The organism is Peribacillus sp. SIMBA_075 (genome assembly GCF_046534585.1).
The window spans coordinates 73015-86426 of sequence record NZ_JAWRYN010000014.1; the positions used below are offsets into that span (position 1 = coordinate 73015).

The window sequence follows — 13412 nt, forward strand, 5'->3', positions numbered from 1 at the left end:
TCGCTCGATAGGAAGCGTAACTTTTGGGAGGACGTGGCGTAAGTCGGTCTGTCCGATAATTTGCGACAAACAAGTAAGGAGGGTGGGAATGAATACTAAGCCACTCAAAAAAAACATTAGTTCTTACATTATTCAAACTCATGAAGAAGAGATTAAACGAATTGCAATGGAGCTTCATGAAGGTGTGGGACAGTCCCTCTACAGTCTCTTTACAGGTATGCAGCTCATTGAAAAGGAAATCGAACAGCCTGCCATGAAAAGCTATGCAGGCGATATGAATCAGTTATTGGAAAAGACAATTCAAGAAATCAGGCTCTTGGCTGTGGAATTGCATCCTCCAACCCTTACAACTCTGGGGCTGATTTCTGCTATGAAAAGCTATATAAAATTATACACTTCAACATATGGCATTGAAGTTGAGATAGAGAATCTGGGTGTTGAATCGAAAATATCTGATAGAGAAAGCATTACACTTTTCAGAGTCTGCCAGGAAGCATTAGTGAATATAGCCAGATATGCTGATACGATGAAGGCAAGCATACTATTCAAATGGAAAAAAAGCAGGTTATTGATCATGATTAAAGATTCAGGAAAAGGGTTTGAGGTGGAAACCGCTATGAATAAGTCGAGCGGGCTTGCAGCCATAAGTGAAAGAATGCATTTGATTGGAGGAAAATGTTTCATATTTTCAAAAATAGATGAGGGGACTTCTATAGAGATTTCCCTTCCATTATATTAAAATGTACTAAACAAGGGGTTTGCTAATTGAGCAATCCCCGTTGTTGTTTCATATTCAACTAATAACACTACATATACGAACAGAGCAAAGGGGGAGCAGCTTTGATAAAAATTTTGCTTTGCGATGATCACGCCGTTGTAAGAATGGGCTTAAAGATGCTATTAAATAATCATGCTGATATGGAAGTCATAGCGGAAGCTTCTGAAGGGAACGAAGGAATACAGCAAGCGCTAGAGCACCAGCCTAATGTGGTAGTCATGGATTTAAGCATGCCTCATGGGAAAGATGGCTTATCAGCAACTTCAGAACTGAAAAAACTAATGCCTGAAGTATCCATATTAATACTTACAATGCATGATGATGAAGAATATTTATTCAGAGCCATTCAAGCGGGGGCTTCAGGCTGTATTTTAAAAAGTGCACCACATGAAGAATTATTACTAGCTATTCGCTCTGTATCGACCGGAAATGCTTACCTTCATCCATCTGCAACAAAAAGGTTAATGGAAGTATACATAGGCAGTGTGAAGCAGGGGACCTCTGATATTTTCAATCTGCTTTCGGACCGTGAAAAAGAGGTGCTGACATTGATTGCGAAAGGATTTTCCAATAAAGAAATTGCCGGACAACTTGTCATAAGTGTGAAAACGGTTGAAACCCATAAAGGAAACCTGATGGAGAAGCTTCAGATGAAAACAAGACCTGAACTTGTTGCATTTGCTTTAAAAAAGGGGTTATTAGGGCATGGAATTTAACGTGTACAATCAATCAAGAAAAGGTCAACCATTTAAACAAACGTGTGTACGAGTATTAAAAGAGTTGGACTGTGATTTTGTTGGTCTTGCTTTACAAAACAGCAACGGTCCAGATGTAAGCTGGCATTATGCCGCCGGGAACAGAAATGATAAATACAAAAGAATAACTGTTCGATATGGGAAAGGGATAGCAGGTAAGGTCATCTCTACAGGCAGGCCGATGAAAATTGAAGATTTTCCTAATAATATCCTCGGCAAAGCACTAGAATACCCTATCATGCTCGCGGAAAATCTTAGATTCGCTTTCGCAGTTCCAATTCAATTTAAAGTTGTTCTCAAAGGAGTATTATTGGTAGGTAATAGAACAACTCAGCCTATTTCTGAAAGTGACCAGCAAACGATCCTTGATGCAGCGAAAAAATTGGAAAAGGAATTAAACAGCTCAATTTAACGGCAACAGGAGGACTATGAATGGACTGGAATAATCATTTGGAAAAGGAAAAAGAGAATTTTTCTGGGTCCGGCGATGCGACAATTCTCGTCAATGAATCTGGCATCATCTCTTTTGCGAATCAACGGGTATATGAAAATTTTGGTTATTCAAATCATGAATTAATAGGAGAAAAACTTTTGAATCTTATGCCAGGAGCAAACCTTCAGGCAAGTGGGGAAGGGGAAATAATCCACCAGTTCGGAATTCACAAGGATGGTCATGCTTTTTCCCTTTTTTTCAGGATGAATGCCTTTTCTCTTGAAAAAGAGATCCATTACTTAGTCGTGTTCCATAAAGTGAAAGACCAATCACGGCTTAATCAAAATCAATCCTATCCCATAAATGAGCTGGTTGATATAATGTACGCAATAGATGAATCAACGATTGTTGCTTTTACAGATGAAAAAGGCAAGATAAAATCCTTCAATAAGAAATTTTGTGAGGTATCCAAATATTCAGCATCAGAGCTTTTAGGGAAAGATCATCGAATTATCAATTCAGGTCATCATTCAAAGCAATTTATGCAAAATCTTTGGAGAACAATCTCAGCAGGAAGTGTATGGCAAGGCGAGGTTAAGAACAGAGCAAAGGATGGAACCTATTATTGGGTAGATACCACAATTGTCCCTTTCTTAAATGAAATGGGGAAACCGTATAAATACCTGGCAATTCGGAAGGAAATTACCGAATATAAACGAGTTGTAAAGGAACTGAAAAAATCCGTACACAAACTGGTCGATTTTCAATTTGCTTTGGATGCTTCATCAATTGTAGCAATAACCGATCAAAAAGGGACCATCAAATATGTTAATGATCAATTTTGCAGGATTTCCAAATTTTCAAAGGAAGAGCTGATTGGACAGAATCATCGAATTATTAACTCGGGATTTCATTCTAGAGAATTTTTCAATGATCTATGGAAAATGATTTCATCCGGGAATGTATGGAAAGGCGAGATTAAAAATATGACCAAGGATGGAACTTATTATTGGGTAGATACGACAATAGTTCCGTTTCTTGATGAGCACAATAAACCTTACCAGTATTTGGCGATTCGCCATGAAGTGACCAATAGGAAGATTGCGGAAGAAGAGATTCAGAAAATGACGGGTAAAATCATTGATGTTCAGGAAGATGAAAGGAAACGCCTTTCCCGCGAGCTTCACGATGGTATCGGACAAAACCTGTACAGCCATCTCATCACGATTAACAGGCTGCAGGCAGAAATGAGTCATCCCCTGTTAGATCAGATGCGAGATGAAGCGACTGAAATAATCGAAGAACTTCGACACCTATCATGGGAACTGCGGCCATCAGTACTCGATGATCTTGGTTTGTTTCCTGCCATTCGCTCTTATTTGGTCCGGTTTTCAGAGCATCACCATATCAGGGTCCATTTTGACTGTTATTTAAATTGCCGTCTGTACACAAACAAAGAAATTACCATTTACCGTATAATCCAAGAAGCATTAACGAATATTCGTAAATATGCTCATACTCAAGAAGCAAGAGTCACGATTTCTGAAATTGATGAAGAAATTCGTGTGGTCATAGAGGATAAAGGAAAGGGCTTTGATATTGAAAAGGTTACCCGTGGCGTAGGCTTATTCAGTATGGAGGAGAGAGCCAGAGCTGCAGGTGGAAACCTTTCCATTCATTCAGTAGAGGAAAGAGGGACAAAAGTATTTTTGGAAATACCTTTGTAGAGAAATCCAAGTCAATTTATATGCAAGGAATTCCTGGGGGGGTTCCCATTGGGGCTGCAGTTAGAACTATGCCTCAAAAACTAAAGCTGAAAGTTTTGAAGAAAAACGCTAAGAAGCTAATAGGATTAAGTGCTCATATTTTATAATAGAAAACACCTATCTAATGAATTATTAACTAAAAAATTAAAAACATGAAGGAGAAAAAGTATGCAGGCACATAACAAAACCGTCGTGAAGTCCATGCAGATCCTTACCCTTTTCATAAATCATCCGAAACTCACCTTTAATGAGATGATGGAACTTTCCGACCTGCCGAAAACCTCTTTGCACCGTATGGTGGGATCATTAGAAGAAATGGGATTTTTAACAAGGGACGATGACGGTCATTATTCACTTGGACTGATATTCTTGCAGTTTGGTCAACTGGTAGGGGAGCGTTTGGATATCAGATCAATTTCCTATCCCATCATGAAAGACCTTCGGGATGATGTAGAAGAAGCAGTGAATTTAATTGTGAGGGATAAGGACGAAGCCATGTACATTGAAAAGGTGGACACATTGCATCCTGTTCGACTTTATACATCTATTGGAAGGCGTTCGCCATTATACGCTGGCGACTCTCGAATCATACTAGCGCATTTGCCAGAAGAAGAGCGTAAAGCTTATTTGGAAAGTATTGAATTAAAACCAATTGCCATTGGAACGATAATGGATAAAGATAAACTTCGTCATGCTTTGGATGAAGCTAGAATGAAAGGTTACACGATAACTTCATCTGAACTGGAGAATTATACGAAAGCGGTGAGTGCGCCGATACTCAATGGCAAAGATCAAATAGTAGCTGGCATTAGTGTGGCTGGGATAGAGGCTAGATTTCAGGAAGATCGCTTGCCTGAATTGATTGACAAAGTAACGAAAGCCGCCAAGGAAATTTCCATGAAACTAGGTTCTAAAAAATCTTAAAGATACTAGAAAATGATATTTTCCAAACAATCATCTTTTAAATCGATAGTTTCCTTAATTAGGATGACTTACATAATCGGGTTGATTCCTATATAAAAAATGAAAAGGGAATAACCTGCAAAGCCACCGATCATGGTGGTTTTTTGTCTTTTTTTGGCTGCTGAGCCAAGATGCATAGGTGAACCATTTGAGATGGTTCACCTATACAAATAAAGTAAGCAATCTACATCGCTATATTCAAGCTTTTGAATCTGGTCACAATCATACGGATGATCGTTGGTCTGCCTGCCTCTAAATATGCACAAAGTCTGATTGATTTATATTTCTCGGCACCCCGATGTCAGCCATTGTAAGTAAACCTGGTTTACGGAGGGCATCAATTTGCTTAGCGGTATTGATAATCATTGCAGCGGTTGCAGTATCCCCAAAGATGCCGTTTGGAACAATCAATCTTTGGGTTTCGTTCCCCTCGATAACGATTTCATCTTCTTGTTTAATACCTGCAGACATCGTTAAATCCAGGTGAATTTCCTTTCCGTCCGTGGTCTTGCCCGTGGAAATTTGATGAAGCCCCTTAACATCCCCAGGTTTTAAGGTAGTTAGGGGAACGGTAATATTTTCGCTTGCAATCGTTGGTTCAATTGTATTGAGTACACTTGAAAGTTTCCAATTGAGCCCATAAGCGATTAATCTGACAGACTCCTCAAGTCCTACATGTCCAATTTTATTTTGTTCAGCTAAAAATTCAAACTCTTCTTTGGTCATCCCGATTCCGACCTTCTTTTGTAAGGGAAGGCGCCTTTTCGAAACATCCACTTTACGATTGACCCTAATTTTATTAACCGTCGTCAATACTGTAGAAAAAGAAATGGCCATAGTATCCATTATGTAGCCTGGATTAATTCCGGTCCCAATGACACTAAGTCCCTTTTCTTTAGCGTAATCATCTATTTCCTGTGAAAGTACAGGATAGCGATGCCAAGGGAAAGAAAGCTCCTCACAGGTGGAAACCACTGAAAATCCATGATCTAGAAGCTCTTTGATTTGAGGCCATACTTGCTGTGCGTTTGAACCAGTTGCATGAAGGGCGACAGGGTGGTCAGCGTCAGTCCTTACTTCGTTTATATGGGAGACTACACACTTATTCGTTTCCTTTTCATTGATGAGTGAGCCAATGTCCTTACCTATCTTATCGGGATCAATATCAACAACTCCGAAAATCGATTGTGGATTGGTTTGGTAAGCACTGCGTAGTATTTCAATGCCAATGGGGCCGAGTCCGAATACTGTAAATTCAGAATATTGTTTAGCCATTCATCTCTCATCCTTTCAAAATAAGGTATAACAAAATGTTAACATTGAGAGATAAATAATAAAAATAGTTAATTTTTATATATTTATAAATAATCGTTATAAAAGGAATGACCGCAATGAATGTGTGGCTATATGTAAAAGAGGTTGCTTCACCTGAAACCGCGTGACACATAAAAAAACACCATCCTTTCTACATATTACAGAAAGAATAGCGTTTTTTTGTTTTTGGGGTAATGATATGCCCTAGCTTGCTGGGCATATGGCGGCACCCCTATAGGCATATGTTAAGGCAAATCCAATATAAAAAACCCAAAGTTGTTTAAACCTATATTAAAAGAAATTTTGATTTTTCATTGTAAAGTAATAAACAAGAGTTAAAAGAGCTAAAATCGAAAAGTTATAAAAGCTAAACCTTATAATGTACATTTTACTTTTTTGTGGATCTCTCTTAATAAAAAGTTTAAATGAAATTACACTTGCGAGGGAAGCAACTATCGTACCAAGTCCACCTAAATTTACACCTACTAATAAAGGCTGCCAATTCACGGAGAATTTTGATAAAAAGATCGCAGCTGGTACATTGCTTATCAGTTGGCTTAAAATTATGGAACTGAAAAAGATAGATGTAGGACTTTTGAGATGTTCGCTTGCAAATGTGTGTACTACCTTTAAATCCGATATGTTTCCTATAAATATAAAAAAACATATAAAAGTAATAAGCAATAAATAATCAATTTTCTTCAATAATTTTATATCAAGTATACATGCGGTTCCCAAAGCGATGATGAACGCAAGTTTGTAGCTTAAAACCCCAAGTATGGATGCAGATATGATGCCAAATAGAATTCCCCATACTGTTGCCCTTTTTTTATTTTTTATAGAAATATACGGAAGTTCCATTTCCAGTGTTTTACTATTCAATCTTTGATTAAGAAAGAATAATAGAATAATTCCAAGAACCACTAATAGAAGGATTGTTGTGAAAAATTGTATGGGCCTTATTCCGTAGTTAGTAAATATATAAAGATTTTGAGGATTTCCCATAGGAGTTAGGCTGCTTCCGATGTTAGCCGCAATTGTCTCTAGTATAATAGTATCTAACATAGAAGTTTGTATAATCTTACTAATTATAAGTGTTAATGGTACAAATGTTATTAATGCCACATCATTCGTTACAAGCATGGAACTAAAAAAGCATAATAAAATTAGGATTGCTGAAACACTTTTACTATTATGACATTTACTCAGTATAGTAATGGCGAACTTATCCAATAGTTTAAGATCTTCCAGAGCCTTAACTACGAGCATAAGATTAAATAAACTGACTAATACTTTAAAATCAATATATTCCAGTTTTGGTGAATGGAATAAACAGCTTACGATTGCAAACAAGAGTGATATGGTAAATACAATGTCTTTTTTTAAAATTCCAAATTTCAAGTTCACTTTTTTTCGTACTTCACATAAATATATTCTTTCATCAAATCCCCCTCCAGTACTATCTATTCTACTACATTACTCTGTTTCTTACATTTGAAACATACACTTAAAAAACACCATCATTTCCATGGAATTACAGAAAAATAGCATTTTTTAGTTATGGGGGTAATGATTTGTCTTGGCTTGATGGGGATTAGGTGGTACCTCTTAATGAACTAAACCAGCCAATAGTTTGTCAACATTTTTCAATAAGGTAAGTCAATGAATAATCAAGATTATTTTAATGATGAAAACTATACTGGTAATCACCTTCATGTAGATAATTGGAAATATGAGTTCACTCCACTTATAGAGGCATTTGCTTGGGTAAGAAAAGACAGTTCAATGGACTTGTTTTTTAATGATTTCGCAGATGATAAGGAGTTTCAAGCATTATTTAGTGATAAAGAATACTATTATAATGAACTTATGGGTGTATTTCCTGGTAATGTTAAAACTAATCAGGAAGTATACGAAATGTTTTGTAATTGGGTTTGATGGAGTGCTATACCCATTTAGGAAGAGGAGGTAAATAGAAAAGAAAGGATTTTTTTCTCTTAATGGTCAGTTCTATTTATCATTGTATAAATGTACCCTCTTTACTCATTTCCATATTTTTCACCTCCTGCTTGGACGTGAATGCGTTTACATTTAAATTTACAATGATAATGTTGTAAAATTTCCTGTTTAAATAATCAACTATATTCACCTCTTAATTTACTAAACATATTGGTGTATAATAGATAAATCCATATAAAGACGGAGATGAATGCTTTGGTTACAATTACTGATATCGCGAAGCTTGCCGGAGTTGCTAAGAGTACAGTTTCACGTTATCTAAATAATGGTTCTGTTAGTGAGGCAACGAAAAATAAAATCGAACGTGTGATAAATGAAACCAGCTATGCTCCTAATGCCTTCGCTCAAAGTTTAAAAGCAAAGAAAACTAATATAATCGGTACCATTGTACCGAGACTTGATTCGTATGCTTCTTCTCATACGTTAATTGGCATTGATGAACAATTAAGAGAACTAAATTATCAAATGCTGATCTCAAATACCGGTCAGGATTTAGATCGGGAAATTGAAAATATTTACACACTGGCTAAGCAAAAGGTTGCGGGAATGATTTTGCTTCCATCCCAAGTTACAGACGCCCATTTAGAGGCCTTCAAAGAGCTGCAATTGCCCGTTTTACTGGTTGGTCAGCAGCATGAAACAATTCACAGCATCATACACAATGATTATGAAGCAGCATATGATCTTGGAAAACATGTGCTGGAAAAAGGTCACCGTAAGATTGCTTTTTTGGGCGTAACAGGAAAAGATATTGCTGTAGGAGTCATGCGAAAAAAAGGATTTCAGCGGGCGATAGATGAAAAACCAGACTGTGAAGTAAGGTATTATGAAACAAGCTTCAGCATAACAGATGCATTAATCAATGTCCCTTCTATTATTGAGGAATTCACTCCCTCTATTATCGTATGTGCAACTGATAATATAGCGATTGGTGCTTTGAAAGCAGCTTATTTAAGAGGTTTGAAAATCCCAGAAGACTTGTCAATCACTGGATTTGGAGGTTATGAAGTAACAGAGATGATACACCCAGGCATAACTACAGCGAAATTTTACTACAAAGAAGCAGGACAAATGGCAGCTAAGAGTATCGTAAAGCTTGTTAATGGGGAAGAATTACCAAAATTATCTCTATCAAAATATAAAATTATTGAACGAGAAAGCGTTGACAATCGTTTACTACACCGATTATAATCAAAATGAAATCGGTTACCAAATATTTCCCTTCTAAAATGTAACCGGTTTCTGTGAATCAACTTGTTGATGTTATATTTTTTTGGTTTATGCTGGAACCGGTTCCGTTGCTTAATATATTCATATATTTTTTTGAATTCAAACGGAACCGGTTCCAAGTCAGCGTTTATAAACGTTTAAAAGGAGGATCATTATGAATTATAAAGAAGTATCCAAGGAAATATTGGAGGCAATCGGCGGGAAAGAAAATGTGGCAGCTGCAGCACACTGTGCGACCCGGCTCCGCTTAGCTTTACATGATGAAGATAAAGTTGATCAAGCAAAACTAGATGAGATGGATGCAGTAAAGGGAACATATTCAACTGGAGGACAATACCAGATTATTATCGGTGCGGGAACCGTTAATGAAGTATACAAAGAGTTTTCAAAGCTAACTGGACTTACTGAAATGTCGACGAAAGATGTAAAAGATGCTGGTTCGAAGAAAATGAATCCGCTTCAGCGCTTTGTAAAAATGCTTTCTGATATTTTTGTTCCTATTATTCCTGCAATTGTTGCCGGCGGTCTATTGATGGGGATTAACAACTTGCTCACAGCACCTGACTTATTTATTGCAGGGCAATCCATTGTCGAAGCTAACCCGGGATTCGCAGATTTAGCAGCTCTAATTAATACATTTGCCAACGCAGCATTTGTATTCCTTCCAATCTTAATCGGTTTCTCTGCCACACAGCGGTTTGGCGGAAATCCTTATCTGGGTGCTACACTTGGAATGCTAATGGTTCACCCTGACTTATTGAATGGTTGGGGATACGGAGGAGCCTTAGTAAGCGGTGAAATTCAGGTCTGGAATATTCTTGGATTTGAAATTGAAAAAATCGGATATCAAGGCACTGTGTTGCCAGTACTTGTTGCTTCCTTTATTTTAGCAAAAATAGAAACGTATTTGCGAAAAGTCATTCCTTCCGCACTAGACAATATTCTAACACCATTATTGACAATTTTTATTACTGGTATCTTAACGTTCACAGTAGTAGGACCGATTACTCGTGCTACAGGGAACTTATTAACAGACGGTCTCATCTTCTTATATGATGGAACTGGTTTTATCGGAGGAGCTATATTTGGACTTCTTTACGCACCAATCGTCATCACAGGTATGCATCATAGCTTTATTGCTGTAGAAACACAATTACTTTCTGATATTTCAAAAACTGGGGGCTCTTTTATTTTCGTAATTGCAGCAATGTCCAATATTGCTCAAGGTGCAGCAACCCTTGCAGTTACTTTCATTACGAACGATAAAAAAACAAAAGGTACGGCATCTGCAGCGGGTATTTCGGCTCTTTTAGGGATTTCAGAACCTGCAATGTTCGGTGTTAACTTAAAACTGAGATATCCATTTATTGGAGCAATTATAGGTTCAGGAGTGGCTTCTGCTTTCGTCACCTTCTTCAAAGTAAAGGCGATTGCACTTGGCGCTGCAGGTCTACCAGGGATTATTTCCATAAAAACAGATACAATTATCTTTTATATAATTGGTATGGCCATTTCCTTTGCGGTTGCCTTTATCGCAACATTCAGTTTAGCAAATCGGACAGATAAAAAAGTTGCTGCCCTTTCTCGAAAAGAAGCAGCCTAATTTATTAATATGAAAAGGGCTGTTCGAAACAAGGAACAGTCATCTGATTTTTTAAAGGAGTCTGATCACATGGGCTGGACAAAAGAACAGCGTTATCGCCGCGTTGAAGATGTTAATCAGGTAGAGCTGCAAAATTTGCAAACAAGAGTAAATGAATGCACATGGCGACAAACCTTTCATATACAGCCTTTATCCGGCCTACTTAATGACCCTAATGGCTTCTCTTTTTATCATGGTGAGTACCATTTATTCTACCAATGGTTTCCGCTTGGTCCTGTACATGGGTTGAAGTATTGGTATCATACGAAATCAAAAGATCTTGTTTCTTGGGAAAATGCCGGCATCGGGATCGCACCGGATGATTATTATGACAGCCATGGAGCCTATTCCGGAAGTGCTATTGAATATGAAGGAAAACTATATTTATTTTATACCGGGAACACCCGTGATGAGAATTGGCAAAGACATCCCTATCAATGTATCGCCATCATGGAGAAAACGGGACAAATTGAAAAATTGACCCATCCATTCATTCGGGACGTACCAGAAGGATATACTAATCATTTCCGCGACCCGAAAGTTTGGAGAGAAAATGATAACTTTTATGCAGTAATCGGTGCACAGCGGAAAGACAAAACAGGATGTGTCGTCCTATATCGTTCCTCCAATCTAGTAAACTGGACATTTGAAGGAGAGTTACAAACTGACCTTGGAACTTTTGGATATATGTGGGAATGCCCAGATTATTTTGAACTGCAAAACTATGGTGTATTGATGTTTTCTCCACAGGGTTTGGAGTCCAAGGGAGACCTTTACCACAATATTTATCAATCCGGTTATGTTATTGGCAGCAAGCTAGATACAATAACCCACTCATTATCACATGGCTCTTTTCAGGAGCTTGACAGAGGCTTTGATTTTTATGCGCCGCAAACAATGGTTAATCCTGACGGAAGGCGTATCCTTGTCGGATGGATGGGCTTGCCTGAAATAGACCTACCCACAGACAAAAATGGCTGGGCGCATTGTTTAACACTGCCAAGAGAATTATCTGTTCGAAACGGTAAACTGATTCAGCGGCCAGTGCAGGAACTTCAAGCGCTACGCAGGCAGGAAACTAAAGTAAAAGGTGTTTTGAAGAACACCAAGAACATGTATGAAGAATTCAAAGGAGTATCCTATGAAATGGTATGTGAATTTGAAAACAACGATGCCGTTGAATTTGGTATTGAATTCAGGGCCGGTGATGATGAAAAAACGGTCATTAAATATGATACTGTAGAGAAAAAAGTCATTCTTGACCGCTCTTCTTCAGGTGAGACCGTTGGAGAAGCTTATGGAACAATCCGAAAATGCTTTGTGAATACCAAAAAAATTAAGTTTCATTTATTTGTAGATACCTCTTCTGTTGAGATTTTCATCAATGACGGTGAAGAAGTATTCACGAGCAGGATTTTCCCTCGTGAAAACAGAAATGAAATTCGTTTCTTTGCATTATCTGGAAGCACCACTTTTCAAGCAAAAAAATGGAGTTATGTATGAAAGCGAGAGGTAAGGTATGAGAAATTTATATGCAATCGGTGAAGTATTAATTGATTTTATCCCCCTTCAAAAAGGAACCGCACTAAAAGATGTAATGGAATTCGAGCGTGCTCCAGGAGGCGCTCCAGCGAATGTTGCTGTATCAGTTGCCAGAAATGGCGGCAATGCATCGATAATTACTAAGCTCGGAATGGATTCATTTGGGGACTTTCTTTTAGAACAATTGCAGCAAGCCGGCGTGAAAATAGATAAAATTACGAGAACGAATGAAGCCAACACAGGCCTTGCTTTTGTATCTTTGCTTGAAAATGGTGAACGTGATTTCTCTTTCTACCGCAATCCTTCTGCAGATTTGCTGCTTCATGAGACTGAAATTAACGATAGCTGGTTTGCAAACGGCGACCTCCTCCACTTCTGTTCAGTCGATTTAGTGGAAAGTCCTATGAAGCATGCGCATGTGAAAGCCATTGCTTCTCTAAAAGCAAAAGGCGGAATCATCAGCTTTGACCCAAATGTCCGCCTTCCGCTTTGGACTGATCCTGAAGAATGCCGGAAAACTATTTTAGAGTTTGTTCCAATGGTTCATATTTTGAAAATTTCTGATGAAGAGCTTGAGTTTATTACCGGGATTACTGATAAAGAAAAAGCAGTTTCTTCGTTATTTACTGGTGCTGTTAAAGCAGTAATTTATACAAAAGGAGCTCAAGGTGCCGAATTATATGTAGGAGGTAAAAAATACGAATCAACCGGGTATCGCGTCGGCGTACAGGATACAACAGGGGCTGGGGATGCATTTATCGGAGGCTTGCTGTATCAGTTATTGGAAAAAGACGTTCGGCAAGGAAATCTGGAAGAAGTTCTTGAACTTCATCACCAAGAAATCCTAAGCTTTGCAAACGCTAGTGGCGCTCTTACTACGACTGGAAAAGGAGCAATCTCTTCCATTCCGGCCAAAGAAGCGATTTATCAACTGCAGCAAATCGATCAATAATGGCGCCTGCCCTAAACG

General features: G+C 38.0%; 12 protein-coding genes. 10 read left to right on the top strand and 2 right to left on the bottom strand.

The annotated features are described in order from the left end of the window. The first annotated feature begins 88 nt into the window (after positions 1–88). The 5 genes from SB775_RS12880 (at position 89) to SB775_RS12900 (ending at position 4656) form a co-directional block, all read left to right on the top strand. Positions 89–739 (top strand): sensor histidine kinase, encoded by a 651-nt coding sequence (locus tag SB775_RS12880; RefSeq protein WP_410861822.1) that lies wholly within the window; start codon positions 89–91, stop codon positions 737–739. A gap of 101 nt (positions 740–840) precedes the next feature. Next, positions 841–1494: a response regulator transcription factor gene (locus SB775_RS12885; protein WP_061462865.1), complete on the top strand. Its 654-nt coding sequence runs from the start codon at positions 841–843 to the stop codon at positions 1492–1494. Continuing rightward, positions 1484–1945 (top strand): GAF domain-containing protein, encoded by a 462-nt coding sequence (locus SB775_RS12890; RefSeq protein ID WP_410861823.1) that lies wholly within the window; start codon positions 1484–1486, stop codon positions 1943–1945. Before SB775_RS12885 ends, SB775_RS12890 begins: the two co-directional genes overlap by 11 nt. Before the next feature lie 20 nt (positions 1946–1965). After that, positions 1966–3693, top strand: a complete 1728-nt coding sequence (locus tag SB775_RS12895; RefSeq protein WP_410861824.1) for a PAS domain S-box protein — start codon at positions 1966–1968, stop codon at positions 3691–3693. A 207-nt stretch (positions 3694–3900) separates the two neighbouring features. Continuing rightward, positions 3901–4656, top strand: coding sequence for an IclR family transcriptional regulator (locus tag SB775_RS12900; protein ID WP_410861825.1), 756 nt, complete (start codon positions 3901–3903; stop codon positions 4654–4656). Between the two features lie 291 nt (positions 4657–4947). Here the strand turns inward: SB775_RS12900 and SB775_RS12905 are convergent, their stop codons facing one another. Together SB775_RS12905 and SB775_RS12910 are read right to left on the bottom strand one after the other, a co-directional pair. Beyond that, positions 4948–5970 (bottom strand): NAD(P)H-dependent amine dehydrogenase family protein, encoded by a 1023-nt coding sequence (locus SB775_RS12905; RefSeq protein WP_410861826.1) that lies wholly within the window; start codon positions 5968–5970, stop codon positions 4948–4950. Between the two features lie 330 nt (positions 5971–6300). Then, entirely contained in the window at positions 6301–7476 is a 1176-nt protein-coding gene (locus SB775_RS12910) for an SLC13 family permease (protein ID WP_410861838.1), read from the bottom strand. 195 nt (positions 7477–7671) lie between these two features. Here SB775_RS12910 and SB775_RS12915 point away from each other — a divergent pair, with 195 nt between their 5' ends. The 5 genes from SB775_RS12915 to SB775_RS12935 all read left to right on the top strand — a co-directional run bounded on the left by SB775_RS12915 (position 7672) and on the right by SB775_RS12935 (position 13394). After that, on the top strand, positions 7672–7947 hold the full coding sequence (locus SB775_RS12915) for a hypothetical protein (RefSeq protein WP_410861827.1): 276 nt from the start codon (positions 7672–7674) through the stop codon (positions 7945–7947). Positions 7948–8223: 276 nt separating this feature from the next. Then, on the top strand, positions 8224–9219 hold the full coding sequence (locus SB775_RS12920) for a LacI family DNA-binding transcriptional regulator (protein WP_289337671.1): 996 nt from the start codon (positions 8224–8226) through the stop codon (positions 9217–9219). Positions 9220–9412: 193 nt separating this feature from the next. Next, positions 9413–10861, top strand: coding sequence for a sucrose-specific PTS transporter subunit IIBC (locus tag SB775_RS12925; protein WP_410861828.1), 1449 nt, complete (start codon positions 9413–9415; stop codon positions 10859–10861). A 69-nt stretch (positions 10862–10930) separates the two neighbouring features. Further along, complete coding sequence (locus SB775_RS12930) at positions 10931–12403, top strand: sucrose-6-phosphate hydrolase (RefSeq protein WP_289320525.1); 1473 nt, start codon at positions 10931–10933, stop codon at positions 12401–12403. Positions 12404–12419: 16 nt separating this feature from the next. After that, positions 12420–13394, top strand: a complete 975-nt coding sequence (locus SB775_RS12935; RefSeq protein ID WP_410861829.1) for a carbohydrate kinase family protein — start codon at positions 12420–12422, stop codon at positions 13392–13394. The last annotated feature ends 18 nt before the right edge of the window (positions 13395–13412 follow it).